Source organism: Thermococcus sp., from assembly GCF_026991495.1.
Taxonomy (GTDB): Archaea; Methanobacteriota_B; Thermococci; order Thermococcales; family Thermococcaceae; genus Thermococcus.
In genome coordinates, this window is the sequence record NZ_JALXBJ010000025.1 from 42906 (window position 1) to 68270 (window position 25365).

The following is a 25365-nucleotide window of genomic DNA, read 5'->3' on the forward strand; positions in this document are numbered from 1 at the left end:
GATGATAAGGGTCGGAACCTGCGGCTTCTGCGAGGGGCATGCGAAGTACTACCGGGACTTCGATGCGATAGAGATCCAATGGACCTTTTACAGGGTTGTTGGGGAGCGAACCCTCCAGAGGTGGAGGGAAGAGGCACCTGAGAACTTCGTCTTTTCCATCAAGGCCTTCCAGGGTGTGACCCACCCATCCAACAGCCCCACATGGAGGAGGAGCAACGTGAGGCCGCCGAAGGGCACGGGTTTTCTGAGGCCCAACAGCGAGGTACTTCACTTCTGGCGCTTGACGCTTAACGAAGCCTCAACCCTCGGGGCCCGCTTCATACTCATCCAGCTGCCGAGGAGCTTCAAGGAGAGCGAGGAGAGCTTCCAGAACGCGGAGCGCTTTTTTAAAATGGCCGAGAGGAGGAACTTTGAGATAGCGGTGGAGCTTAGGGGCTGGAGCGAGTCGGGAGTTAAGCGCTTCGTCAGGGAGTTCAATGTCATAGACGTTACCGACCCTCTCATCAGGGCCCCGCTGCACAGGGGAGACGTCAACTACTACCGCCTCCACGGGCGCTACGAGGGCGGAAGGATAGTCTACAACCACGCCTACAGCGATGAGGAGCTGGAGAGGACAAGGAGAAGGATCCTCGGCTGGAACCGCTCCGAGAGCTTCGTCTTCTTCAACAACTCGAACATGTGCGCAGATGCAAAGAGGCTCAAAGAGATTTTGGGCAAGTAGAAGGGCAGATAATGGCAAACCGCCTCGGTGAAGTCCCTTCTCATCACGGATCAGCGTGCTGACGTTTCTTCATCGGCAGGAAGAAAAGGAAAGGTCAGTACTTGAGGTTCCTCTTCTTCTTCCATTTGTGGCTCCAGCTGTACTTCCTCATTCTCCTGCTCCTGCCGAAGCCGCAGGCGGCGCAGTAGCCCTTCTTGACGTTGAAGGCCCTCCTCCCGCAGCGCCTGCATCTGATGTGGGTGGGCGTTCTGTTCCTCTTCCCCTTCGGCTCCGTTCCTGCACCCATTCAATCCCCCCCGCTCATTCTATCTCGACCGGGGAGATTGCAAGGACGTTGTCTCCCCTGATGACGATTTTACCGTACTTCTTAACGGCCTCGCCGTCCTGTATGAGATCCGCCTCGGCGAGGACGACGTTCAGGTGGATGTCGTAACCGATAAGCTTGCCCCTGAACTCGCCACCCCTCTTGAGGAGCACGAGGACGTCCTTATCAAGGGACTTGTGAATAACGTCGAGTGGTCTTTCCGCCATTTTTCACACCTCCAAACAATCAAAGCTCATAGCCTTAACTGGGGAAACGGTTTATAACTCTTTCCCCCCGCGGTGGGGGAGCTTTCCGCGCGGAACGTCTTCCGGATGCACCCCCAAAGCCAAGCTTTAATTTCAACCGGAAAACTAATAACCTGTATCACCGAGAGTGATGAAGGTGGTCCAATGGGAAGGGAAGTCGGAGTCCTTGCAGTTCTGCTCGTTCTCCTGGCGGCGGTATCTTCAGGCTGCCTGAGCGCTTCTCCGGGCACATCTCCAGCCCCTCCGTCGGGTACCGGGTCAATAAGCAACTCATCGCCTGTCCTCAACTCCAGCACGTCCACTGCGGTCTCATCTCCTCCCCTCAGCCTGCCCGCCGGGAACTATACACCCCTCTACGTTTCGGCCAAATCCTGCCCCCCAGGGAGGGTCCCCGTGGAATTCACCTACAGACCGGCCAACGGGAGCGTCAGCTCCGTAAGCGTGCGGGGCAGCTTCAACAAGTGGGGCAAACTGCCCATGAGGTACGAAAACGGCACCTGGGAGGTCGCCGTCTGCCTCCGGCCTGGGAGGTATCAGTACAAGTACTTCATCAACGGCCAGTGGGTCAGGGACATGTCTAAGGACAACGGGGGAAAGCCAGTTGACCCCGATGCCGATGACTACGTTCCAGACGGCTACGGGGGGAAAAACGCCGTGAGGATCATCAGGGGGGAGGCAGCCTTTTACTTTGAGTTCGACCCGCGGGATCCGACGTACCTGAGCGTCGCCGACAACGGGACTGTGGTGAGGGTTGAGGTCAAGCCGGGAACCCTCTCATCGGCCGTTCTCGTGACGGACAGGGGAAACTACACGATGAAACCCCAGGTCTGGTGGGGCTCGGGTGCGGTCTGGCGCGCCGAAGTCCCGGCGGTTGAACCGATGAGGTACTATCTCCTGCTAAACTCCACCGACGGAAAGCGGCTCGCCGTCCTGAACTCCAGCAAAAGCCCGTTCTTCACCTTTGACGGCATCGACAGGTTCCCCCAGATCCAGTGGGTAAGCAACGGGATAACCTACCAGATATTCCCAGAGAGGTTCAACGACGGCAACGAGAGCAACGACCCCCTCGCCCTTCAGACCGACGAGCTCTGGTTCAACGAGATGACCGGTGGGAGGCCCATCCTCTCGAACTGGAGCGGCCCGATAACGCCCCTCAACTGCTGCCACCAGTACTACGGAGGAGACATAACCGGCATAACGGAGAAGCTCGACTACCTGCAGAGCTTGGGCGTCACGATAATCTACCTCAACCCGATCTTCATCTCGGGCAGTGCCCACGGCTACGACACCTACGACTACTACCGCGTGAATCCCCACCTCGGCACCGAAAGGGAGCTCAGGGAGTTCCTCGACGAGGCGCGCAGGCGCGGGATCAGGGTGATCTTTGACTTCGTGCCCGACCACACAGGAGTAGGCCACTGGGCCTTCCTGGACGTTGCAGCGAGGGGCAAGGGGAGTCCCTACTGGAACTGGTACCTCATCAAAAAATGGCCCTTCAAGCTCGGCGATGGAAATGCCTACGCCGGCTGGTGGGGTATTGGCAGTTTGCCGAAGCTCAACACCGCCAACCCGGAGGTTAGGGAGTACCTCATCGGTGCAGCGCTACACTGGATTGAGTTCGGCTTCGACGGGATAAGGGTTGACGTTCCCAACGACGTCCTCGACTCCGGGACTTTCTTCAGAGAGCTGAGGGAACGGGTCAAGGCCGAGAAGCCGGATGCCTACCTCGTTGGGGAGATTTGGACTCTCTCGCCGGAGTGGGTTAAGGGAAACCGCTTCGACTCGCTCATGAACTACGCCCTTGGCAGGGATATCCTCCTGAACTACGCGAGGGGCTACCTGAGCGGGAACGCGACGCTTAAGATGCTCGGGAGGTATTACGCGAGCTACGGGGAGAACGTCGTCGCGATGGGCTTCAACCTCGTTGACTCCCACGATACATCGAGGGTTCTCACCGACCTCGGGGGCGGTTCCCTCGGGGATAAACCGAGCAATGAGTCCATAAAGAGGCTCAAGCTCCTCTCAACACTCCTCTACGCCCTTCCTGGAACCCCCGTGACCTTCCAGGGCGACGAGAGGGGGCTGCTTGGAGATAAAAACCACTACGACGAGCAGCGCTACCCGATACAGTGGGACGAAGTGAACGGGGACGTGCTGAGCCACTACAGAGCCCTGGCGAAGCTCAGGAAGACCGTTCCCGCCCTGAGGAGCAGTGCTATAAGGTTCTACACAGCGAAGGACGGGGCTCTGGCATTCTTCAGGGGGCACGACGATGAGGTTCTCGTTGTAGCGAACGCCTGGAGGAAGCCAGCCAAGCTCCAGCTCCCGCCCGGAGAGTGGAGAGTCATCTGGCCAGAGAGCGGAGGTACTGTCACCGGGACTATTGAAGTGCCCCCTATTGGCATCTTGATACTCGAGAGGGGGTGATGAGCAGGTGCTCCCTTCCCTCCCCCTCGCTACGGGGAGTTCCTCTGACACGGTGACGGGCCGTTCCCCAAAAGGTTTTTATGAAGTCCCTCGCTCCAGTTTCAGGTGGTGAGCGATGGGAGAAGCTGATAAGTACGAGATTCTTCAGGATTTGATGAGGAGGAGGGGCTTTGCCTGGGGGAGCTTTGAAATCTACGGCGGTTCACGCGGATTCTATGACTACGGCCCGCTCGGCGCGACGATAAAGCGCAAAATCGAGAGGAAGATAAGGGAGGCCTTCCAGAGGGAGGGCTTCTTTGAGGTCGAAACGCCTGACATAACGCCGGAGAAGGTGTTCATAGCCAGCGGTCACGTCGAGAAGTTCGTTGATCCTCTCGTCGAGTGCAGGAAGTGCGGTGCGAGGTTTAGAGCGGACCACCTCGTTGAAGAGGCCTTAGGAATAGACGCCGAGGGGCTCTCCGCCGAGGAACTTACAAGGCTCATAAGGGAGAACGGCATAAAGTGTCCCGAGTGCGGCGGAGAGCTTTCGGACGTCTGGTACTTCAACCTCATGTTCGAGACGAGAATCGGCCCCTACGGCGACCAGAAGGGCTATCTAAGGCCTGAAACTGCCCAGGGCATGTTCGTTAACTTCAAACGCCTAAACGCCTTCGCGAGGAACAAACTGCCTTTCGGCGTCTTCCAGATTGGAAAGGCCTACCGCAACGAGATTTCTCCGAGGCAGGGAATGCTCCGCTTGAGGGAGTTCACGCAGGCGGAAGCGGAGATATTCTTCAACCCGAAGGAGACAGCTCATCCGCACTTCAAGGAGGTTAAAGACGAAAAGCTTAGGCTCTACCCGATAGAGCACCAGCTCAAGAACCTCGGGGAGATAGAGCTAACTGCTGGAGAGGCCGTCGAGAAGGGCTACCTGATGAACGCCTTCTTTGCCTACTATCTCGTTATGGTCAAGAGAACCCTCCTCGACATAGGTATTCCTGAGGACAAGATACGCTTCAGGCAGCAGCTGCCGGAGGAGAGGGCCCACTACTCGCGCGACACCTGGGACGCCGAAATCCACAGTGAGCGCTTCGGCTGGGTGGAGTGCGTTGGGATAGCCAACCGCGGTGACTACGACCTGAGCAGACACATGCGCGAGAGCGGAGCTGACTTAACAGTTCTCATCCACTACGAGGAACCAAAAACCGTGAAGAGACTGGAAGTTTCCCTCAACATGAAGCGCGTCGGTCCAAAGCTCAGGAAAGATGCCAAGAGGATAAACGAAATGATAAAGGGCTGGAACGAGGAGAAGAAGCGCGAGTTAGCGGAGCTCCTTGAGAAGGAAGGAAAAGTCACCATCGAGGGCTACGAGCTTGAGAAGGACGACTTCATAATCAAGGAAGTTGAGGAGAAGATAACGGGAGAGAAGATAGTACCCCACGTTTTGGAGCCGAGTTTCGGCATAGACAGGCCCTTCTACCTGCTCCTCGAAAACAGCCTCGTCATCGAGGAGGACAGGACTTACCTCAAACTCAAGAAGGACATGGCGCCGATAGAGGTTGCTGTGCTTCCTCTAGTTGCCAAGGAGCCTCTCAAGGGCATAGCCTACGATGTCTTCAGAACCCTCCAGAAGGAGGGCTTTATAGTGGTATACGACGAGAAGGACACGATAGGGAGGCGTTACCTGAGATACGACGAGATTGGAACTCCATACTGCGTCACCATCGACAACCAGACGCCGGAAGACGGGGCCGTTACGATCCGCGACCGCGACACGAGGGAGCAGGTGAGGGTTAGCATTGAAGAGCTGTCCGGCAGGCTGAGGGAGCTGATTTTCGGGAGTTAGCACTCCCTCTCGATGATTTTCTCAATTTCCTCCTTCAATTCTCCAAGCTGAGAACTCACGATGACCCAGACCACCGAAAGGTCAACACCGAAGTAGTGATGAATGACAACGTTTCTGAGGCCAACGATTCTCCTCCAAGGAACAGAGGGATATCTCTCCCTCACCTCGTCTGGAATATTTCTCGCAGCCTCTCCAATAATCTCAAGGTTCCTCAGTACAGCATCAACCGTTTTCCTGTCGTTAACGAAGGTTTCAAAGGTGTAGCCGCTGGTATACTCTTCTATCCGACTTATGGCCTCTAAGATATCATTCATGAAAAGGCAGGGGTCCCGTTTAGACATAGACCAAATCCTCCCTAATATGTTCCCACAGCCCTTTTCTGCTCATGGCGGCGTTTTTTGTAATTACGTCCACAGGCAGGCCGAGAAGTTCCTCCAAGTAGTCCCTGAGATCGACTATCTCCCACCCGATAGGCCTTTCAAATTCAACGAGTATGTCAACGTCGCTCAGCTCGGTCTCCTCACCCCTTGCATAGGAGCCAAAGATGGCTATTGAACTAACCCCGAAGCGTTCCCTGAGCTCTTCCTTGTGCTTCCGGAGAATGGCTTCGATTTCCTCAAGCTTCTTTGTCATCATTTCTGGTAATTTGTGAATGTATAAAAGGCTTAGTGTAAACGTTCTCTATGTTGTCCAAAATCCACCTCATCTACAAGAGGATCCCAAACCGCGTTCTTAAGAGGGACGACGAGGTAATAGCTGATTTGGGCAATATCATCGTCGCCAAGTCAACCTTCTCCGGCATGCTCGCGCCTTTGAGGGTAAATGGCGTTGAGGTCATCAAGAACGGCTACAACATGCTCTACTTCGCATTCATCGGGGAGAACTACGACATCCTCAAGGTCTACGATGAAGAGGGAAACTTCAAGGGGCTCTACATTGACGTTTTGGCCTACACAAAGCGCGAGGGAAACACCTTAGAGATGCTCGACCTCTTCTTAGACATCTTCGTCTTCCCGGATGAAGGGGCGTTTCTCCTCGACGAGGACGAGCTGGAGATGGCCCTGAACCACGGGCTGATAGGTAGGGAGGCCTTTGAGTTCGCCTACTCCGTTGCCAGGAGGATACTCGAAAAGCTTAAACGCGGTGACTTTCCCCCTAAAATCGTCTGGGAATACGACTGGAGGGATTACCGTGAAGTTCCTGAAGGAGACGAAAGAGGGAGCTCTCCTCCTGATCTACGTCCAGCCAAAGGCGAAGAAGAACGCGATTGAAGGCATCGATGAGTGGCGCGGAAGACTGAAGGTCAAAATCAAAGCTCCGCCCGTTGAGGGGAAGGCCAACAAGGAAGTGGTGAAGTTCTTCTCGAAGCTCCTCGGTGCTGAGGTCACTATAGTCCGAGGGGAGACGGGCAGGGAGAAGGATCTGCTCGTGAGGGGGCTTGGGGCGGAAGATGTGAGGAAGAGGCTCGGCCTCTAACCCCGGACTGCCTCTGAACCAGGTGTCTGAAAGGGGGAGTTGTAATGAATTACAACCCGTATAAACCAAATCCATCTTAATGTTTGTAATGCTTACAACCAAAGATGCGTAAAGCTTATAAGCTCTGCTGTGCATAAGACAATGCCCATCACTCTACGGGGGGGGCAGATGAAGAGGAGAAACTACCTGGCTGCGTTGTTCCTTGGGTTTGTTGTTTTGGGGCTTGTAAGCCCGGCAGTGTCGGCAGGGATACCCGGTAGCGTGACATTAAAGATACAGAAAAAAGTCTGGTGGGCTGAGGCACACGTGTACACCACAATTTTTTACAATGTGGAAAGTAACCCCTACGGCTTTGTCGAGTTCGCGCCCCTCGGGGCACCGTACAACTACATCCACTTTGGAAGCCATTCGGGAACAGCCAGTAACGCGTACTGGAAGTCAGTAACAGCCAGTACCTCAGCGCTAAAGCATTACGCTTCAGGATGGTGGCACGTTGAAGCACTGGGGTCCTCAAGAGATGGGACTATGCAGATGTGGCTTTACATCGAGTACCAAGACAGCCTTAACCAGGGAGACAAAGAGCTTAATGTTGATTATATCGGAGGCACGCCCTATCTTATGGTCAGGTACACCGTTGACAGTTCGGGAGGTAGTGAACTGGCAAATAAGGCCTATGACATTGCAATTGGTGCAATAAAGGACTATCTGGTCTCAGCTTGAAAGCTCTCTTTATATTTTTAAGGCCCAACTCGATTGACAACAAGGTGATGGGGATGAGAAGCAAAAGGAAGACCTACACGTTGGCCGGCTTCGTCTTCCTCCTCTTGGCATTCGCCCTCGTCATGTACCCGATAGCGAGCTACTACCTGGGCATTTACCTCGGCTCAAATCACAGCATCCGCAAACCAGGCTCATCCTTCACCTACGTGGGGGCCCTCGTTTCCAGGACGTACGTCTACCACTTCGAAGTCCTGGAGAACGGGAGCTACAACTTCACCGCCATACTCTACCGGGGCGGCCCCGGGTACGGCTACAGCCAGAGCAAGAGCCCGCCAAGGGACTGGAGGTTCCCCTTCTTCACCAACATGACGAGGGATCAGGTAAAGGAAATCTGCGAGGTCAACATGATACTCCCCAGGAACGACTCCTTGGTTAGGCTCTTCTTCCCAAAAGATGCCGTTTACCTGCTGAACAGGTCGAGGCCGATTGTAAAGCTTCCTCCCCTTGAAGACCACGGCTACATAAACTGGTACTTCCTCCCCAAGTTCTTAGGTTTCCCAAGACTCTACGCACCGGAAGGCCTGGAGAGGTTTAACAAAACCCTCGCGGTAAAGCTCAACTCCAGCGAGTACTTTCCGGTGGTTAGATATCTCAAAGCCAGCGACGGGTACTATATAATTGCCTACAATTCCCATATACCCCAAACCTTTGAGCCGCTCCAGCTCGGGAGGGTCTTCGACCACTGTCTGAACACATGGCTTTTGGTCAAGATGTACAACGGGGACTTTCCCCCGATTCTCCTCGTTAACTCCAACGTCCAGCCCCTTTCCCAGGATTGGAAGCAGGCGATCAAGTACAGCGCCATACAATACACAGCTCCCGTTGACTTCGTGCTCATCCTCACAGGTGTAATCCTCCTGATCTTAGCCGGGAGGGCGAGGGGATGAGGGTTGAAGCGGCGAACTTAGGGGTGAACTACGGCAGCGTGTGGGGTGTAAGGGGCGTGACCTTCAAAGTTAAAGCCCAGAGGCTGGCCGTAGTCGGCCACAACGGGAGCGGAAAGACGACCCTCCTCTCAGTCCTCTCCGGGCTCAGGAAGCCGACCGAAGGAAAGGCAGAGGTAAACGGAGTTGAGCCTTACAGGCGCGGCGATAAGTGGGTTGCAATAAGGTACTCCTTTGAGAAGCCCCAGTTCAGCGTACCCGTTAAGGTCAGAGACCTCGTGGAGACCCTCCGGGCCAATCCAAACTGCCCGAAGGTTGATGATCTCGTCGAGGCCCTGGGGATAAGCGGTTTCCTTGACCACAGGCTGGACGGTCTCTCCAGCGGTCAGGCCCAGCTCTGCAACCTCCTGATGGCGCTGTCCTGCGATGCCGAACTGGTCATCCTCGACGAGCCAACGGCGCACCTCGACTCCTACAGGGCGGGTCTGGTTGACGACCTCCTCTCCAAAAGGAAGGGGCTGATAATGGCCACCCACGACCCGGAGGAGGGGGAAGCGGTCGCGGACCACTTCATCATAATGAAGGAGGGAAGGCTCGTGTGGCAGGGCGGCAGAAGGGAGCTCTTTGCCAACGGCGTCTACGAGGTCACCCTCGTTGACGGAACCTCCGGGGTTCCCCCTGGCATTGAAGTCGTTCACAGCTTCGGGGCCATAGTCATAGCGAGGGCGAAAGAGGAGACCCTGAGCGAGCTCTTCAGGAGGGGTTTGATAGCGGGCTTCAAAAGGGCGGGGTTGCGCTATGCTTATGCGGAAAGCCGTTAAGTGGTACCTCCGTGGCCTGTTTCCCCCGGCGGCCACCACGGTGCTCCTCCTGCTCATGCTCTTAGCGGCCGACTCCTCCCTCAACGCGATAAAGACCGAGGGGCCGAGCCAGTTCATAGCGCTCATGGAGTACATATTCTTCCCCGTCTACGGGGTGCTCATAGGCTCCCACGTTTTCAGGGACTCAAGGACGACGATCTTCGAGCTGGGCATCTTCAACGGCCCCAAGACGGTTTTCTTAGCCCGCACGGTCATCGTTGCAATCGGCCTCCTCCCGGGCATGGGAAGCGTGGCCCTGCTGGCCTGGTGGAAGGGGCATCCCGAGTTCCTCGTGCCGATCCTTCTGAAGGTTCCCCTCTACACGGCCTTCATAGCGGTTCTCGCCGCCTATCTCGACTCACTCGCGGGGACGCTGACTCTATTCATCATAGCGTCAGCGGTTCCAATGTCCTTCAGCGTCCTCCTCGGAAGGAGCGGCTCCGGGTCCCCGGACGCGCTGATGACGTCCCTTGCCTACGTGTTCTCACCGGTGCTCTGCGTCAGGTACAGGGGGCTTCTTCCGATTGACGGCGCCCACGGCACGGCCCTCGATCTTGCCGTCTCAGCCCTGCTCCTCCTCTGGGGCTACTGGGCGTTCTCAAGGAGGGAGTTCTCCCCCTGACGGCCTCTCCGTTTTCGCTGTCCTCACCTGTACTTCAGGAAAGCCATGTAGAAAAACGCCCCTCCGGCCAGGGAGAGCCCGCCTGCAAAGGCGAGCAGGTAGCCGGGCCCCTTGTAGCGGATCTCAACGGTGTAGCAGCCCGTGGAGTTTGAGTAGGTGTACTCCAGGCCCACCTTTCTTAGGATGACCCTGTCCCTCCACGCAACGAAGACGTCCCCTGTGGAGGCCGAGACCCGGAGGAAGCCGTCGGCAACGTTTACGCGGTAGTCTCCCAGCCTGCCCGATTGCCCCTCGCAGAAAGTTCCCCTCACCGACTGCCCCGGAAGTATGAGGGCCGCGACCGCGATTAGGATCCCCGCTATTAGAAGGGCCTCTTCAATGTCCATAGACCTCAGGGTAAAAGAGGGAAAAGGGCTTTTAACTCTTCACTTCAAAATGCCAAGCGAGCGGTTCGTCTTCCTCATGCTCTCCCGCTTGTCGGCGAGCTCGAACATCGCCCTTATTGCATCGACGTTCTCAGGCACTACATCGCTCTCCTGGTGCACCGCCTGGATGTAGAACAGCCTGTTTCCTTTCACGCTTATGCTCTCCTTCCAGACCGCTATTTCATACAGGTTGTTCCACTCGCGGTGCAGGTCGCGGGCGAACTCTATTAGCTGAGCGGTGCTCTCAAAGCCCCTCTCCTTCTCGAAAAGGAGAACCCTCGTCGTGTTCTCGAAGATGTCTATGACGTCCTTCTCTGTGAGGGGTTTCTTGAGCTCTATCATGACGCTGTGGACGTGCATGAGCGTTGTTGGAACGACGAAGGCCATCGTCTCGATGTTTATCGGGATGACAGTCTGCACATCGGGCCCGTGATGGGAGGGGACTTCAACGGTCGGCTTTATCGCGTTTATCGGCCCGCGCTTGGAGTCGTTCGGGTCAGCGGCACGGCGTATCATCACAGCGTAAACGTAGTCTATATACTCCTGCAGGGCCGAGAGAGTTCTGCTTAAGCCAGTCGTGTTGCAGGAGACAACGCGAACGTAGTCCTTTCCAAGGGCCTTCTCGTAGTTGGCCTGAGCGACGAAAGATACTTCGGCAACGCTCGCCTTCTCGCCGCCCTCGAAAACCGCCTTAACCCCTGCCTTCTCGTAGAGCGTTTTGTTCTTCGCCCCCATTCCTCCAGGGGTTGCATCAACGATGACATCGGCCTTCTCAAGGAGGTCGTTCAAAGTGCCCGCAACATCAAAGCCGGCCTTTTCAAAGCGCTGGATGAAGCCATCGCTTGCAGCGTAAACCGGGATTCCCATCTCCTTTGCCAGATAGGCCTCGAAGTCCGGCTTCGTCTTCGTGACACCAATGAGCTCCATGTCGTCCTGCCTTGAGACGGCATAGGCGACGCGCTTCCCTATCGTCCCGTAGCCGTTCACACCCACGCGCACCTTCATGCTCCCACCGAAAGTTTTACAGCGGTAAAATACTTAAGCCTTGTTTTCACCGGCGGTGAAAGCAGCCTCTTCTCAGGAAGTCGGCTCAATGCCGAGGGGATTATAAGGGCCGCCGCCCAATTGAAGCCGGTGGTCGGGATGTTCGCGGAGATCCTCACGATAGGGGATGAACTCCTGACCGGGCACACGGTGGACAGCAACTCGGCCTTCATAGGCCAGAGGCTAACTGAGAGGGGCTACTGGGTCAGGAGAAAGACAACCGTCGGAGACGACGTGGAGGAGATAAAGGCAGCGGTTGGGGAGATACTCGCGAGAAAGCCGGAGGTTCTCGTCATAAGCGGCGGCCTCGGGCCGACCCACGACGACGTTACAATGCCGGCCGTTGCGGAGGCCCTCGGCAGGAAACTCGTCCTCTGCTCTCCCTGCCTTGAGGATATCAAAGCCTTCTACGAGCGGCTTTACAGGGAGGGCTACATAGACGACCCCTCTTTGAACGAAGGGCGGAGGAAAATGGCCTACCTTCCGGAGGGGGCGGAGCCCCTTGAGAACACTGAAGGGGCCGCACCCGGGGCATACATCGAGCACGAGGGCGTTAAGATCTTCGTTCTGCCGGGCATGCCCCGTGAGATGAAGGCGATGCTCGAAAGGGGAGTCCTCCCGAGGCTCGGGGAGAGGAGGTTCATCCAGAAGAAGCTATTGGCTGAGATAACGGACGAGAGCAAGCTCGCTCCGGTCCTCAGCGAGGCCGTTGAGAGGTTTAAAGTTAGGATACACTCCTCCCCCAAGGGGTTCGGGAAGTACATAGGCGTGATCATCTTCGCCGAGAGCGAGGAGGAAGCTGAGAAGGCGAAGGAGTTCATGGAGGCCAAGGGTGTGCGCTTTGAGGAGCCCTGAGGCGAAAAGCTGATAAGGGCAGAGGAGCAGGTAGGCCGTTGGCCAGGGGGCTGAATCCCATGATCCCGGTGGAAGTCGGACGGATCCTTGAGGAGATGAGGACTGAGAGAATACGCGGGGCGAGCTGGCTCGCAAGGAGGGGTGCAGAGGCCTACCTCCTCCTCTCCGAGATGCTGAGCGGGGACGAGCTCAGGAGGGCACTTGAGGAGATGAGGGAGAGGATCCCCGCGGTGAACCGAAGCATGGCGTCCCTCTACAACCTCGCACGGTTCATACCCGTTACCGGAGACCCGGAGTTTCTAAGGGCCAGGGCGGAGGAGTTCATCAGGCTCGTAGACGAGTCCAAGAGGGAGATAGGCAACATAGGGAGCGAGCTCATCGACGAAAACGAGGTAGTGATAACCCACTCCTTCTCCTCCGCTGTTCTTGAGATCCTGCTCACGGCCAGGAGGAAGGGGAAGCCCTTCAGGGTGATCCTAACGGAGAGCGCCCCCGACAACGAGGGCATCGCAATGGCCAGGGAGCTGGACGCTGCTGGGGTGCCCTTTGAGCTCATAACTGACGCCCAGCTCGGCGTCTTCGCGCGGAAGGCGACCCTTGCCCTCGTCGGGGCAGACAACGTAACCCGGGACGGCGCGGTGGTGAACAAGGCCGGCACTTATCTCTTAGCCCTGGCGTGCTACGACTCGGGCGTTCCCTTCTACGTCGCCGCGGAGAGCTTCAAACTCCACCCCGAGCTGGAGGCTAAGGACGTTGAGCTCGTTGAGAGGCCCTACTCAAGGAACGGTTACCCGGTCAGGAACCTCCTCTTCGACGTTACTCCCTGGAAATACGTGAGGGGTGTGATAACAGAACTCGGCATACTCGTCCCTCCAAAGGAGATATGAAGGCTAACCGAGGAGTTTGACGATCTCATCCCAGATTCTCTCGGCGAGCTCCCGCTTTCCCATCTTGGGGAGCCTTTTGACGAAGTTTCTCCCCACGAGGATGACCTCGTTTTCATCGCTCCCAAAGGCCCCGAGTGAGTTGGCCACCACCAAATCGCTTCCCGCCCTCTCAATCTGCCCCTTAGCGGCCTTTAGCAGATCCTCTCCCAGGGAGGTCTCGGCCTTGAAGCCGACTAAAAAGACATCCCCCTGGATCTTCTTAACGCGGTCTATTATCTTCGGCGTTGGCCTGAGCCTCAGGATGAGGGTTTTCCCGCTCTTTATCTTGGCGTCCGCTTTCCCATCAACCTGAAAGTCGCTGACGGCAGCAGCGAGAACCACAACATCGTATTTTCTGCTCCCGAGCTCGGACTCGACCGCTTTCAGCATATCCTCAACGGTCTCAACCTCGATCTGGTTCTCAACAAAGCTCTGCAAGCTCCCCCGCGTTCTTATCAGTGTGACCTCCGCGCCCCTGAAGTCCGCCTCCTCCGCCATGGCGACGCCCATCCTTCCGCTGCTCGCGTTGGTTATGTAGCGTATCGGGTCTATGTACTCCCTCGTCGCCCCCGCGGTTACGAGAACCCTTTTTCCCATCAAATCCTTTTTGTGGAGCTTTTTGATGACCCTGTAAACTATCTCGTCGGTTGAGGCCACCTTGGCTTTTCCCTCCTCAAACCTCGGGGAGATGAACTCGACGCCGAGCCTTTGGAGCTTGGCGATGTTCTCCCTTACGATTGGATGCTCGTACATGCTCGCGTGCATCGCGGGCGCTATCATCACGGGTGTGTGGGCGAAGGCCGTCGTAACGACCGTTGTAACGGGCGTATCGTCTATCCCGCAGGCTATCTTCCCTATGGTGTTGGCAGTCGCGGGGCAGACGAGTACCAGGTCAGCTTTGTCCGAGTGCTCTCCAGCCAGTTCAACGTGCTCTATGGAGCCGGTGAGCTCAGTCACAACAGGGTTTCCGGTGGCGAACTCCATGGCGTAGGGGTGGATTATCTTCTGCGCGTTCGGGCTCATGACGGCGTGGACTTCGGCGCCGTGCCTTATCAGCTCCCTCGCTAACTTAACGCACTCGACTGCCGCTACGCTACCCGATATCGCAAGGACTATCTTCTTCCCCACGAGCTTTCTACTCTTCCTCGCGTATATGAGCTCAACGTGATGCCTCATACTTCCTTCCCCCCTTTTCAAAGGGCTGAAGCCATGGGATCTCCCTCTCAAGAATGCTGAGCTGCTTTTCATCGAAGGTCATAGGATCAACCACAACGAGCAGGCTGGCCCCTTTGAGGAGCAACCTGTCCTTCAGGTTCGTGAGAAAGCGGAAGACGGAGTTGAAGCCGTTTTCGATTATGAGGTACTCGATTCCGTCGAGGATCACAACGGTTCCCGGCTCAACGCTGTCAACGAGCCTCTGGAGCAGCGGGGCAAGGGCACGCGGGTCTATCGTGTTCTCACCGTTCCTTGCAGGGGTTATCCAGATGTAGGGTATACCGGCTTCCGCGTAGTGAGAGGGCGTTCTCGTCACCGCGAGAACCTTGAACCCCTTGAGGATTGACTTGAGCTCCTCGTATTTGGGGGGTACGAGGAAGACACCGTTTATGGTCATCGAAGGCGTACCGCTGAGCTTCTTCGGGGAGGGAAGGGCCCTGCTGAGTATCTGAGCGGTTGTCCAGAGGTAGATGGCCCCCAAGAAGGCACCGAGGGCAATGAAAACGTCATCGAGAACCTTCATGAGGGGGGTTAGGATGATGTCGTTCAGGACGTTTATGAGGTAGCCGGTCCAGAATATGAAGAGGGAGAGCCTGATCCCGAACCATAGCCTCCTGCTGGTGTACTCCTCAATGTGCGGGCCGAGAATGTACACACTGTAGACCGCGAGCGTTACGGCCGAGAAGGCTGTTATCTCGGCGATGAGCTTCACTTCCCTATAGCCAATGCCAATCATTCACATCACGGCTTAGCTTCAACTCCATGGTGTATAAATTTTTTTCGATTGTCTATTACGGGCTTATAACAACCCTTGTCATGCCGTTCTCTCGGGTTATCCTCGTGTGATCCGGGTTTGAGAGACTGAAGGGCCCTATTGAGACCTTCAAAAGTGAGGATATTATCTCCTTCGGCGAATCCGAGCGCGTTAACAGCTGGACCTCATCGGGAACGCGGGGGTTTGTCTCAAAGTGCATGAGGACAACGATTGGGTACCTCTTCTCCCCGATGAGGGCGGACGTCAGAAAAGCCTGATCTAACTTTACAACAGCTCCCTCGGGCAGAATACTGACTTCGAGTGGCTCTTCTAAAGCACCCGCCATCTCCAAAAGCGTCTCTTCCAGTTCGATTTCCGGGACTAACACCCTCACGGCGAAGGCATTCCGGTGATCCTGGTAGAACACCCACCTTATGAGGGCTCCCCTCGTGAGGAAGACGTCCATTATATCGTTTAGAGAGCTGAAAGGAAGTTCAAAGTCAAGCTCTATCATTATTCCACCCCCACAATTGGAGATAGTCCCTTATTTTTTATTAGACTTTCGGAAGAAAAGGGGAAATAATCCCGGAGGGTCGGTTATTGGGAGCATCTTATTGGAGCGGCTTATTGAACCACGGGGTGCCGCCCGCTTGACATTATTAGGGACTTAAACTATATAAACTTTTCCCCAAGAATTGTGGTTTTTTCAATTTAATTTTGGAATTTTTTGATTCAACTGTAAATTTTCCAGAGAAGGGCCTCAGGCCTCTCTGACGGCGTCCTCCTCGAACCTGCTGACCTCCTCGGACGTGCCGAGCCAGACCACTATCGTCGGCTCAACGGTTATGAGGCCGTCCTTTATCATGGGCTTTATCTCACATATAGCCTTCTCTATCCTGTAACCCTTATCAACCACCTCCACTATAATCGGCAGATCCGCGGAAAGCCTCATTATGTCCGCGGAGTGCAGGCGGCTCTTCTTGCCGAAACCCGCGATGCCCCTGTAGACCGTGGCCCCAGCCATCCCCATGGCGCGCAGTTTTTCGAGTATGGCCTTGTAGAGGGGCCTGCCGTTCCACCGGTCGTTCTCCCCGATGTAGACCCTTAAGCGCAGCGTGTTCCAGTGCTCCACCTCAACCATGACCTCACCTCCTCGCCAGGATGAAGCCAGCGAAGATTAGGGCGATGGTTATTATAACGTTTGCCGCGATGTTCAGTGCCGCTATAAGGTATTCCCTCTCCATCAGAAGGGAGAAAGTCTCGTAGGAGAAGGTGGAGAAAGTGCTTAGAGCGCCGCAGAAGCCGGTGGCGAAAAAGGCCCTCCAGTCCGGCGGGACTTCGATCCCCCAGAAGAGAAGGCCGTAGATGTAACCAAGCAGAAAGCTCGCCGCGCTGTTCACGATCAGCGTTCCAACTGGGAAATCCCGATAAGCAGGGAGGAGACCCGAGATGTAGAACCTCCCGGCCGCGCCGAGGGAACCCCCGAGTGCCACGGCGAGAAGGAGCCTTGCGTTCATCTGATCACCATCGTACCTTGGTACGGGTCAGATGCTCAGGTAGTAGCGGATGAGCTCCTCCGCTTCACTCCAGTCCTTCTCCTCCAAGCCGAGGGTCTTCCTCAACCTCTTGTTCTCGGCTATCATCCCGGACAGCTGTATCGAGAGGTTCCTGTTGTCCTGCACGATGTAGTAGGTCTTGAACCTGAGGGGCGACCACTTGCCCTCGAGCTTGTAGACCTCCTCCTCCAGCCGGGACACTTCCTCGGAGAGGGACTTGAGCTCCCCGTCGCTGACGGCTGGCACGTCGATGCTCTCTGTCCTCGCCAGATCCAGCAGGAGGGCATCAAGTCGAAAGCCGTACTCCGAAAGCAGGGTCTCCAATCGCCTGAAGGACTCGTCGGGCATCTTTAGGACTACCTTTCTCCTGTCCCTCTTGGACCTCACGATTATCCTCATCCTCTCCCCCTCAGCATCCCTCTCAGTCTGTTGTTTTCCTTTCTGAGCTCCTCCCTTAGCTCCATAAAGGCCTTTCTATCTTCCCGGGCCTTTACATCGAACTCCGTGAGCTCTCTGTAACTTGACTCAAGCTCCGCCAGGCGCTTTGCGAGGGCTTCCCTCTTTGAGAGGAGCTCCTTGTAGAGTAGGTACCTGATGATCCTCTCAAGCGCCCCGTCGTCTCTGAGTATCGCCTCAACCTCCCCCTTCCTCTCCTTGAGGAGTTCGAGCTCATCGGGCCTTACAGAAACTTCAACAGTCTCCTCTTTTTTAAAGCTGAACACCTTCCATCACCCAGTGAAACAGCTGTCCTCTTCCCCTTGAGGGCCTCTATCGTCTCGGGGAGGGCCCAAGCGTTCTTCCCTGTCTCCTTAGAACGGTAGTCGTAGCTGTCTATGAACTCCGAAAGGGCCCTTTCAAGGGACCTGAGCTTCTTGAGGTGAACCTCCTTAAGTTCCGAGGTATCAATTCCCCTCTCTTTTAAAGCTTTGACTATGAGCCCGTAGTGCCTCTTACAGAAGATGGCAGGGGACTCCCGGTAGATCCTTGTGAACTCCTCCGGATGGGACGCGATTTCATCCACTACGTCCTTCTCCCTCTCCAGGGAGTGCCTGCATATCAGGCATTCACCATCTAAGTCCGCTTCCTGCTCGATTGACCTGATGAAGGTCGAGAGCATGTCGTCGTATATCACCGAGATGCCGAGGGGCCCGAGGAGGGGGTTTGAGTACGCTGTCTCGAAAAGCGCCCACGCGTGATAGGGGCAGAGGCCGAGGCTCTTCCTTATCTCTGCCCTAACATGGGGGCTGTTGACGTGTTCGTAGAGGATGTTCTCCATCTCCCTCTTCTCAAATTCCTTCAGCACGGAGCATACAGGACATCCATGCCCCTTGAAATGCTCCTTGAGTCTAACGGTAACCAGGCTCATGGTCTCGCCTACAGGTATTTTATCATCGCGTCAACGACGGCGACCGCACGGTACGTGTTCTGGAAGTTCGAGATGCCAAGCTCAAGGGAACGCCTGAAGCCTCCGTTCGGGTTCTGAAGCTGCCTTATGAAATGGATATGCCTCCTCGGGCAGTCCGGCAGCTGTCCTGAGAGTTCCAGTCCCCTCGCGCCATAGAATGTCGGCTCAAGGTAGGGTGGGAGACTGTAGGGAACCTCTGTAAAACCGCCCCAGTCACCGCAGAGCTCAACCCTCTTGAAGTGATCCGTTCTCGGGGGCCTGTACCCGAGGGCTCTGAGGCTGTAGAGGGCTTGATATGTCATCGTGGTCGTGGGGTCCCTCACCCCGTAGGCCGCTCCCTTCCGGTAGGCCATTACAAACTCCCTTATTCTCTCCCTCTCCTCGGTGTCAAAGCTCTCACCTATCGAACTGAAGGCCTTCACAACCCAGTAGGTGGCCTCTAAGGGGGTCGCCGTCCCGAACTCCTCGCTGCCGCCGAGGCCGACCGCAAACTTGCCCTCAAGGGGGTTGTACTTGGTGAAGACTATCTCCACGTGCTCCCTGGCGAGGTCGGGGGCACCGAGGATTGCCAGCCCCTCCAAAGCCATTGCTATTGCCACAACGGCGGTCTGGGGCTGGATGGCCTTCTCAAGGAACTCAACGGTTCTCTCCTTTTCAGGTATTTCTATGTTGAGGAGGTCGTAGGTTTTAACGGCGTAGTAAGTGTCGTTAACGTTTGTGTCGTCCAGCACGCTTACGAAGCAGTACCCCCCGTCCTCATGCCTCCTCTCGCCGATGTACTCAAGAACCCCTCCAATGGATATGAACCTGCCTATCTCCTCGAGCTTCGAGCCCATTCTACCGCCTCCCGCAGTAGAACAGGCGTCATCAGCCCGGAGGGCGCTTCGGGGTTTCTCCCCGGGTGGACGCCATCACCCATTGTAACTCGAGGGGAGAGTATTTTTAAGGATTGCGCCGGGAACCGTTAAAAAGGTGGGGCCTGAAACCCCTGTGGTGGTGGAATGGCAACCTTCCTTCCCTTCGGAGAGAGACCAAACAGGGAGGGCGTTGAGTACGTTAAAAGGCTCCTTGAGCGGGAGGGCCTGGTAGATGAGGCTAAGGTTATAAGCGCCGGAAACCTCAGGGCCCTGAGGGAAAAGCTGGTGGGTGACTGCTGTTACGTCGTTGGTGAGCACTTGGCAACCTACGCTATCTTAGACCTCCTCCGTCCGTCCTCGGTTATAAGCGTTGACGCCCACACAGACCTTATGCACGACTACCTCGACCACGGCTCCTGGCTCGCCTACGCCCTGGAGAACAACCCCAACCTAAGGGCCGCCGTTTTCGGGCCCGTCCTTATGATACCAACAACCCCGAGGACGCAGCTCTGGACGAGGCGGGTCAGGATCTTCCCGGCTCTCCAGAGGACGCGGAGAACTGGAAGGGGATGGAAGGCGTACACGAGCATCAGACCCTCACCGGCGCGGGCCATCTCAAAGGCCAAGGAGTACCTCGGGGAGGAGGTGTACCTCACCGTTGACATGGACGTTCTCAGACCTGAGTACGGGATAGCGCGCTTCCAGCACGGTGAGCTCGACCTCGACGAGCTCCTCGACCTCTTAGGCGGGATCCTTGAGAACTTCAGGGTAAGGGCCTTTGACATCGCAGAGATCTCAGCGAGAATAAAGCGCTCTAAAAAGGGAAAGAGAGCTGTTGTTGAGGTTTTCAGTCTGCTCAGGGAGGGAGTGGAATGAAAGGCCCTACAGAGGAGGAGATAAGGAACGTCATAATACCGCTGATGCTCTCGGGGGCTAAGATGCTCGACAGGCACTGCCCCAAATGCGGCTCCCCTCTCTTTGAGAAGGACGGGAGGGTCTTCTGCCCGGTTTGCGAGTACAGGGAAAAGAAGGGGAAGAACCGGGGGGAAGTTGATGCTATCCTCTTTGAAAAGCTTAACGAGCTCGCCGCCGGGCTCCCGGATGATGTGGGAGAACTGGAGAAACACTTAAGGGTCATGGGTATGATAATAGAATTGATAGAGAAGTACCGGAAACTGGAGGGAGCTAAATGAAGAGCCTGAAAGTCCTGAAGGCCATTGAAGAGGGCCCCAAGACTGTTGAAGAGATAGCTAAGGAAACGGGACTCGGGGCGGGTGAGGTCAAGAGATACCTCCTCCGCTTCCTTGAGCAGGGGAAAGTGGAGAGCTACCAGGAGGGGGAGAAGATCCTCTGGAAGATCAGGGAAAAGAGCGAGCTCGAAGAGGAGTTCAAATACGTTTGATTTTTCTTTTTCCTTAAAAAAGAAGGGAAAGGGGATCAGAGGGGCTTTGCCTTCTCCCAGTACTCGTTGAACTTTGCCTCGAAGAGGTTCCTTACCCTGAAGTCCCTGATCCAGATCTGGGTCTCGTAGTTGAAGTACCTGGCGGCCATGTCCTCGAGGGCGAAAAAGACTTCGTCGTCGCAGATGAGCATCGGGAGCTCAAACTTGTCGAGGACCCTGACCTCGATCTTGCCCTCCTTCGCGTAGTCGAGGAGCCTTGACGCCTTGAGCCTCGGGAGTATGTTCTCGGCCACTATGATCTTCACCTCTATGCCCCTGTTCACGGCCTCTAAGAGATCCTTCTCAAGGTTCACCGCTATGTAGCCGTCGTCGGCGAGGAGGACTTTCTCCTTGACGGTTTCGAACATCTCCTTGGTCTTCAGGGTTGCGTTCCTGATTCCGCGGACGACCCAGACCCTCTCAACACCATACTTGGGCATCTCCGTCTCTATGAGCGGGGTCATGAGTTCGAGGAGCTCCTCCTTGGCCTTCTTCTTGGCCTCCAGTTCCTCCTTGATGCGCTCCTGCCACTCTTCGATGAACTTTTCGAGGATGTTCTCGGGGTGAACCGGCCTGTACTTGTTGACCTTGCCTGGCTGGCTTATGGCGAAGCCCTTCTTCTCAAGGCTCCTGAGAACGTCGTAGGTTCTCGGTGCCGGAACCTCTGAGACGCTGGCCAACTCGGCCGGGGTCAAGACGCCGAAACCGACCAGTGCCACGTACGCCCTTGCCTCGTAGAGGTTCAACTCAAAGTGCTCCTGAAGGAGCTCAACCATCCTGTCCTTTACCATCTTACCACCACCTCATATCGGATATTAGTATTAGCGGGATACCCTATATAAATTTTTTCCTTATATGAAATAGTCGGTGGGCATGCAGTCAGCTAATGAACCGAATAACTTCCGGACTTCATACTCAATGTGCACGGCCATGCAACTACGTTACCATATGCTGATTATTAAACTTTACGGCCATAAAAACTCCAGTCTGAACTCAGGGTCGAAATCACAACCAAAGCGGCTTGATGTTTAAAAGGGGAGTGAGAAGGAATCAGCCATGGATCTGCCTTGTGATCTCCCCGTAAACATTCCTTAGAACGGCCTGGTAGTCTGCTTTGCCCTCTTCTATCCTGTCCATCGTTTCTTCAAGCTCCCTCGTGCGCTCCTCGCTCACAAGATCGCGGTACTTGCTTATCAGGTAGTGGTAGACCTTTATACCCTTCTCAGTCGGTACGAGCTTCTTCCTCCCGCGAGTCTCGATTACGTAGCCCCTCCTCAGGAGGGTCTCGACTATCTTTGCGTACGTTGAGGGCCTTCCTATCTTCCTCTCTTTCATCATGGCTATTATATCACCCTGCGTGTAGAGGGGAACCTTCGGGGCCTTCCACTTCTTCGCCTCAACGACCTTCAGCTTCGCTCCCTTCTCCATCCTCGGCATCCGCCTGAAGGGCGGATTCCGTAGCCTCGTCCAGCCGTCCTCGATGATCTCAACGTAGCCCTCTACTTCTGCCTTCGCAATGCCTGCGTTTATCACCGCCCTCTCGTAGAGTATCTTCGCCGAAACCATCTGGCTCGTCATAAAGCGTCTGAATATCATGTCATACAAGCGGTAGTGGTTCCTCGTCAGGTTCCTCGGGAGCTGGATTACTCCATCGCGGACGAGCTGCATCAGCCTTCCTGTGTCTATTGGCCTCGTCGGCCTTATCGCCTCGTGGGTTCCTTCTTCACCCCAGTGCCTTGGCTTAAAGTACTCCTCGCCTACCTCCTGGGTTATGTACTCCTTCGCTATCTCTATTCCGGTGCTGCTGACGTGAGTGCTGTCTGTGCGGTGATAGCTCGTCAGCCCCGCCTCGAACAGATCCTGAGCTAATCTCATCGTCTCGGGCGCTGAGAGCTTGAGGAAGGTTGATGCATCTTTGAGCATAGCATCGGTAGTGTATGGCGGCGCCGGGTTGAGCTCCCTCTCCTCAACTTGAACCTCCTCGACGGTGACCTCTTCGGGGGGCTCTACTTCCTTACCCCCCTTTCCTATCTCAACCGCAACCTGGAGACCGTTCTCAAGGGTCAGGCCAAGGAAGTAGGTCTCGCTCTCGCTGAACTCCTTATAGCGCTCGATTATCCAGCCCAAAACTGGCGTCTGGACCCTTCCGGCCGAGAGGTTGTACGTCTCAAAGACGCGCTGGAGTTCTTGGCTCAGCTCGAAGCCTATCCACCTGTCCTCTATCCTCCTGACTATCTGAGCCTCGACGCGGTTCTCGTTTACGTCCCTGGCTTCTTCAATGGCCCTTAGTATAGCCGGCCTCGTAACCTCGTGGAACTCCGTCCTCTTGATGTTCGGCGTGTAGGGGCTCAGAATGTTCCTTATGTCCCAGGCAATCTTCTCTCCCTCGGTATCCGGGTCGGTCGCTATGAGTATCTCATCAACTTCCTGCGCCAGTTCGCGCATCGCAACGACGTTCTCAAAGGCATCGCGCACGTTCGTGCTCCCACAGCGCGGGCAGACGCCTTTTTTCTCCCAGTCAACGAACTGGTGCCCGCAGTCCCGACAGCGTTTCACGGTATCGTAAACCGGTATGAACTTCAGGGTGTCTCCATTTCCCTCAACCATGACCCCGTGGTAGCCCTCGTTCGTCACGAGGTCGAACATGTGCCCTCCGCTGGCTAAAATCGTCAGCATCCTGTTCCCTATGCTCACCTCGTAGGCAACCAGATCGCCTATCCTCGTTTTGCTCGGCTGGCCGAAGAAGTTCGCTATCGTCCGGGCTTTGTTGGGGCTCTCAACGATCATAAGCGAGGACTTCACGAGATCTTTCACCCTGGCGCTTATCTTGCCCTCCATGACCAGCTTTACCTTCTCCCTGTCCCCGTCTATCTCCCTGAGCACCTCCTTGAGGTCGAGCTCCTCAAAGGGCACCATCCTGAACTCGGTGAAGCGCCAGCGCATCTGCCTTACCAAACCGTTGAAGACCTTCTCGTTGTCGATCAGGAGGACGCTTAGGCCCTTGGTTATCCCGCCGGCGAAGAGCCTGCTCGTTCTCCCCGTTGCTTGAATGTAGGTTCTCACGTCGGGGATCTCAATGTACCACTTCCCCCCTTCCTTCGTCAGGCTAACGAACGGATCCTCCGCTAACTTCCTCAAAACCTCCCCATCGTGGAGAACCCTCCTGAGAAACTCCACAAGCTCGCGGAAGACGTTGAGGACGTGGTTGTGGAACTCGTTCTCGATTGGGACGCCTTCGGCCAGGGCCTCCTCGATCTTCATCAGCTCGAACTGGGGGATGTTCCTTATGAGCCTTCTGAGCCTCGCATGAAGCCTCTCGGCCGTTTTTCTGTCCTCATCGCTCAGGAAGTCCATAACCTCGCTGAGGAGCCCTAAGGCCCGGTAGATGGTCGGCCTCTCAAGGTCTATGGAAAAGCGGAACTTGGGCACGCCCGTGAAGACGGCATAGCGTATGAGGTGCGGTAGGTCGAGCCCCCTGACGAGGGAGCCGTAGTAGGTCGCCGAGCCAACGAGGTAATCAGCCTCGCCGTTCTCAAAGCGCTCGATGGACTTCCTGTTCTTTGAGCTTACGAGTTCGACCTTAAATCCGCGCTCCCGGAGGTAGTTCACGAGCCCCTCCGCGTAGCCGAGCCCCTGGTCAGTGGGGACGAAGACAAGGCCGCCCCTTCCTAACATCGTTAGGAGCTCTTCCACGTGTTCTTTAACGTCCTTACTCGGCTTCAGATAGCTGTCAACGACGTTTCTGAGGGCGCTCCTCCCGCTTCCGACCTCAAAGCCGAGCAGCTCGCGGTAGAGCTTTATCCTGTCCCCCCTCGCACTCCCCGTGGCGGAGGCGATGATCATGATCCCTATGCCTCTCCCCGACTTAAACCCCTCGATCTCGCGCTGGAGCTTCTCTATTTGCTCGTTGAGCTCCTTAAGCCTCTCGTTTCTGTCCTCACTCCTTCCGTTCAGGTAGCGCGCCATCCCCTTCTTAAGCCTGATTATCTCCCAGGCCTTCTGTAGGGTTTCTTCGTTGAAGCCGAGCAAATAGAGGGAGCGGTCTATGTTCTTGCTCGCCTTCAGAAAAGCGTCAACGTCGTCCACGAACATGAAGTCGAAGTGCCTCCCCTTCAGCCTGTCGTCGAAGTTCCTCGCCAGCCACTGGGCGCTCGTTACAAGGATGTCGTACTCACCAGAGTCTATGAGGGCGAGCATCTCCTCTTTTTCCTTCTTCCTGAGGTTGCCGTGGTAATAGGCCAGCTTGACGTCGAGTCCGAGCCTCTCGCGCATCGCCCCTATCTTCTTAACCGTCTGGATGACGAGGGGGGTTGTGGGAACGACTATGTAGCTCTTCTTTCCCTTCTTTGCATGCCAGAGGCTCATGAACGCCCCAAAGGTGCTCTTGCCCATTCCGGTCGGGGCTATTATCGAGAAGCTCCTTCCCTTGAGGAGCCTCTTCACCCACGTCCTCTGGGCGCTCCAGAACCTGAAACCCGTTGCCCTCTCAAAGAGCCCCTCAACTTCTTTGAGCCCGCTTTCGAGGCGGTATATCTCCTCCCACTGCTTTAGGGTTCCGGCCTCTTTCAGGGTCCTCCTTACGGTCTCCACCAGTTCAAAATAGGAGTCGGCGTGAACGGGCTCGGAAAGGCAGGAAGTGCAGGGGTTCTTCGCGATGAGCCTCTCGTCTGAAATCCTGCCCGAACAGTTGGGGCACATCCCCCTGTAGAGAGCTTTCATGGC

At 55.9% G+C, this 25365-nt stretch carries 30 protein-coding genes, 1 pseudogene and 1 riboswitch; of the genes and pseudogenes, 14 read left to right on the top strand and 17 right to left on the bottom strand.

Going from position 1 to position 25365, the window contains the following annotated elements:
- Position 1: 1 nt before the first annotated feature.
- Entirely contained in the window at positions 2-721 is a 720-nt protein-coding gene (locus MVB78_RS03205; protein ID WP_297487842.1) for a DUF72 domain-containing protein, read from the top strand.
- 94 nt (positions 722-815) lie between these two features.
- Here the strand turns inward: MVB78_RS03205 and MVB78_RS03210 are convergent, their stop codons facing one another.
- Positions 816-1007: a 50S ribosomal protein L37e gene (locus tag MVB78_RS03210; protein ID WP_297487760.1), complete on the bottom strand. Its 192-nt coding sequence runs from the start codon at positions 1005-1007 to the stop codon at positions 816-818.
- Positions 1008-1021: 14 nt separating this feature from the next.
- Entirely contained in the window at positions 1022-1252 is a 231-nt protein-coding gene (locus tag MVB78_RS03215; protein ID WP_297487762.1) for an LSm family protein, read from the bottom strand.
- Between the two features lie 183 nt (positions 1253-1435).
- On the opposite strand from MVB78_RS03215, the gene MVB78_RS03220 reads away from it, so the two are divergent.
- Entirely contained in the window at positions 1436-3718 is a 2283-nt protein-coding gene (locus MVB78_RS03220; RefSeq protein ID WP_297487764.1) for an alpha-amylase family glycosyl hydrolase, read from the top strand.
- A 115-nt stretch (positions 3719-3833) separates the two neighbouring features.
- Positions 3834-5543 (top strand): glycine--tRNA ligase, encoded by a 1710-nt coding sequence (gene glyS / locus MVB78_RS03225; protein WP_297487766.1) that lies wholly within the window; start codon positions 3834-3836, stop codon positions 5541-5543.
- Here glyS and MVB78_RS03230 read toward each other — a convergent pair.
- Both MVB78_RS03230 and MVB78_RS03235 read right to left on the bottom strand, forming a co-directional pair.
- A complete protein-coding gene (locus MVB78_RS03230) occupies positions 5540-5884 on the bottom strand; it encodes a DUF86 domain-containing protein (RefSeq protein ID WP_297487768.1) in 345 nt (114 codons plus the stop codon). The genes glyS and MVB78_RS03230 overlap by 4 nt on opposite strands.
- Entirely contained in the window at positions 5877-6176 is a 300-nt protein-coding gene (locus MVB78_RS03235) for a nucleotidyltransferase family protein (protein ID WP_297487770.1), read from the bottom strand. Before MVB78_RS03235 ends, MVB78_RS03230 begins: the two co-directional genes overlap by 8 nt.
- Before the next feature lie 50 nt (positions 6177-6226).
- On the opposite strand from MVB78_RS03235, the pseudogene MVB78_RS03240 reads away from it, so the two are divergent.
- From MVB78_RS03240 to MVB78_RS03265, 6 genes and pseudogenes are all read left to right on the top strand, one after another.
- A pseudogene (locus MVB78_RS03240) lies at positions 6227-6718 on the top strand (DUF402 domain-containing protein); the annotation flags it as partial.
- A 16-nt stretch (positions 6719-6734) separates the two neighbouring features.
- Complete coding sequence (locus tag MVB78_RS03245; RefSeq protein WP_297487772.1) at positions 6735-7019, top strand: DUF167 domain-containing protein; 285 nt, start codon at positions 6735-6737, stop codon at positions 7017-7019.
- 168 nt (positions 7020-7187) lie between these two features.
- A complete protein-coding gene (locus MVB78_RS03250; protein WP_297487774.1) occupies positions 7188-7739 on the top strand; it encodes a hypothetical protein in 552 nt (183 codons plus the stop codon).
- Positions 7740-7786: 47 nt separating this feature from the next.
- On the top strand, positions 7787-8686 hold the full coding sequence (locus MVB78_RS03255; protein WP_297487776.1) for a hypothetical protein: 900 nt from the start codon (positions 7787-7789) through the stop codon (positions 8684-8686).
- Positions 8683-9504 carry an ATP-binding cassette domain-containing protein gene (locus tag MVB78_RS03260; protein ID WP_297487778.1) on the top strand — a complete coding sequence of 274 codons (822 nt, stop codon included), beginning with the start codon at positions 8683-8685 and terminating at the stop codon, positions 9502-9504. The genes MVB78_RS03255 and MVB78_RS03260 overlap by 4 nt, the downstream gene beginning before the upstream one ends.
- On the top strand, positions 9482-10165 hold the full coding sequence (locus tag MVB78_RS03265) for a hypothetical protein (protein ID WP_297487780.1): 684 nt from the start codon (positions 9482-9484) through the stop codon (positions 10163-10165). The genes MVB78_RS03260 and MVB78_RS03265 overlap by 23 nt, the downstream gene beginning before the upstream one ends.
- Positions 10166-10188: 23 nt before the next feature.
- On the opposite strand, the gene MVB78_RS03270 is transcribed toward MVB78_RS03265, so the two are convergent.
- Complete coding sequence (locus tag MVB78_RS03270) at positions 10189-10551, bottom strand: hypothetical protein (RefSeq protein WP_297487782.1); 363 nt, start codon at positions 10549-10551, stop codon at positions 10189-10191.
- Positions 10552-10590: 39 nt separating this feature from the next.
- Complete coding sequence (locus tag MVB78_RS03275; protein ID WP_297487784.1) at positions 10591-11595, bottom strand: phosphorylating glyceraldehyde-3-phosphate dehydrogenase; 1005 nt, start codon at positions 11593-11595, stop codon at positions 10591-10593.
- 138 nt (positions 11596-11733) lie between these two features.
- On the opposite strand from MVB78_RS03275, the gene MVB78_RS03280 reads away from it, so the two are divergent.
- Together MVB78_RS03280 and MVB78_RS03285 are read left to right on the top strand one after the other, a co-directional pair.
- Positions 11734-12489 carry a molybdopterin-binding protein gene (locus MVB78_RS03280; protein WP_297487844.1) on the top strand — a complete coding sequence of 252 codons (756 nt, stop codon included), beginning with the start codon at positions 11734-11736 and terminating at the stop codon, positions 12487-12489.
- Between the two features lie 59 nt (positions 12490-12548).
- Positions 12549-13376 carry a translation initiation factor IF-2B subunit alpha gene (locus MVB78_RS03285; protein ID WP_297487846.1) on the top strand — a complete coding sequence of 276 codons (828 nt, stop codon included), beginning with the start codon at positions 12549-12551 and terminating at the stop codon, positions 13374-13376.
- Between the two features lie 3 nt (positions 13377-13379).
- Here the strand turns inward: MVB78_RS03285 and coaBC are convergent, their stop codons facing one another.
- The 9 genes from coaBC to MVB78_RS03330 form a co-directional block, all read right to left on the bottom strand.
- Positions 13380-14591 (bottom strand): bifunctional phosphopantothenoylcysteine decarboxylase/phosphopantothenate--cysteine ligase CoaBC, encoded by a 1212-nt coding sequence (coaBC, locus tag MVB78_RS03290; protein ID WP_297487786.1) that lies wholly within the window; start codon positions 14589-14591, stop codon positions 13380-13382.
- The gene (locus MVB78_RS03295; protein WP_297487788.1) at positions 14575-15366 is read right to left on the bottom strand and encodes a DUF835 domain-containing protein; all 792 of its coding nucleotides are present in this window, start codon (positions 15364-15366) and stop codon (positions 14575-14577) included. The genes coaBC and MVB78_RS03295 overlap by 17 nt, the downstream gene beginning before the upstream one ends.
- 55 nt (positions 15367-15421) lie before the next feature.
- Entirely contained in the window at positions 15422-15898 is a 477-nt protein-coding gene (locus MVB78_RS03300; protein WP_297487790.1) for a hypothetical protein, read from the bottom strand.
- Between the two features lie 246 nt (positions 15899-16144).
- Positions 16145-16525, bottom strand: a complete 381-nt coding sequence (locus MVB78_RS03305; protein ID WP_297487792.1) for a DUF190 domain-containing protein — start codon at positions 16523-16525, stop codon at positions 16145-16147.
- Between the two features lie 4 nt (positions 16526-16529).
- Positions 16530-16901 carry a fluoride efflux transporter CrcB gene (crcB, locus tag MVB78_RS03310; protein ID WP_297487794.1) on the bottom strand — a complete coding sequence of 124 codons (372 nt, stop codon included), beginning with the start codon at positions 16899-16901 and terminating at the stop codon, positions 16530-16532.
- A 27-nt stretch (positions 16902-16928) separates the two neighbouring features.
- Positions 16929-17339 carry a hypothetical protein gene (locus MVB78_RS03315; RefSeq protein WP_297487795.1) on the bottom strand — a complete coding sequence of 137 codons (411 nt, stop codon included), beginning with the start codon at positions 17337-17339 and terminating at the stop codon, positions 16929-16931.
- Complete coding sequence (locus MVB78_RS03320; RefSeq protein ID WP_297487797.1) at positions 17336-17662, bottom strand: hypothetical protein; 327 nt, start codon at positions 17660-17662, stop codon at positions 17336-17338. The genes MVB78_RS03315 and MVB78_RS03320 overlap by 4 nt, the downstream gene beginning before the upstream one ends.
- Positions 17620-18306 carry a DUF6062 family protein gene (locus tag MVB78_RS03325; protein ID WP_297487799.1) on the bottom strand — a complete coding sequence of 229 codons (687 nt, stop codon included), beginning with the start codon at positions 18304-18306 and terminating at the stop codon, positions 17620-17622. The genes MVB78_RS03320 and MVB78_RS03325 overlap by 43 nt, the downstream gene beginning before the upstream one ends.
- Before the next feature lie 8 nt (positions 18307-18314).
- Positions 18315-19181: a hypothetical protein gene (locus MVB78_RS03330; RefSeq protein WP_297487801.1), complete on the bottom strand. Its 867-nt coding sequence runs from the start codon at positions 19179-19181 to the stop codon at positions 18315-18317.
- Between the two features lie 15 nt (positions 19182-19196).
- Positions 19197-19270: riboswitch (Fluoride riboswitch) on the bottom strand.
- A 76-nt stretch (positions 19271-19346) separates the two neighbouring features.
- Between MVB78_RS03330 and MVB78_RS03335 the strand changes: the two genes are divergently transcribed.
- The 3 genes from MVB78_RS03335 to MVB78_RS03345 are packed head-to-tail and all read left to right on the top strand — an operon-like array spanning position 19347 to position 20604.
- Positions 19347-20078 (top strand): arginase family protein, encoded by a 732-nt coding sequence (locus MVB78_RS03335; RefSeq protein ID WP_297487803.1) that lies wholly within the window; start codon positions 19347-19349, stop codon positions 20076-20078.
- Complete coding sequence (locus tag MVB78_RS03340) at positions 20075-20395, top strand: Sjogren's syndrome/scleroderma autoantigen 1 family protein (RefSeq protein WP_297487805.1); 321 nt, start codon at positions 20075-20077, stop codon at positions 20393-20395. Before MVB78_RS03335 ends, MVB78_RS03340 begins: the two co-directional genes overlap by 4 nt.
- Entirely contained in the window at positions 20392-20604 is a 213-nt protein-coding gene (locus tag MVB78_RS03345; RefSeq protein ID WP_297487807.1) for a winged helix-turn-helix domain-containing protein, read from the top strand. Before MVB78_RS03340 ends, MVB78_RS03345 begins: the two co-directional genes overlap by 4 nt.
- A 35-nt stretch (positions 20605-20639) precedes the next feature.
- Here the strand turns inward: MVB78_RS03345 and trmBL2 are convergent, their stop codons facing one another.
- Positions 20640-21434 (bottom strand): HTH-type transcriptional regulator TrmBL2, encoded by a 795-nt coding sequence (trmBL2, locus tag MVB78_RS03350; protein WP_297487809.1) that lies wholly within the window; start codon positions 21432-21434, stop codon positions 20640-20642.
- Between the two features lie 259 nt (positions 21435-21693).
- A complete protein-coding gene (rgy, locus tag MVB78_RS03355; protein WP_297487811.1) occupies positions 21694-25362 on the bottom strand; it encodes a reverse gyrase in 3669 nt (1222 codons plus the stop codon).
- Between the last annotated feature and the right edge of the window lie 3 nt (positions 25363-25365).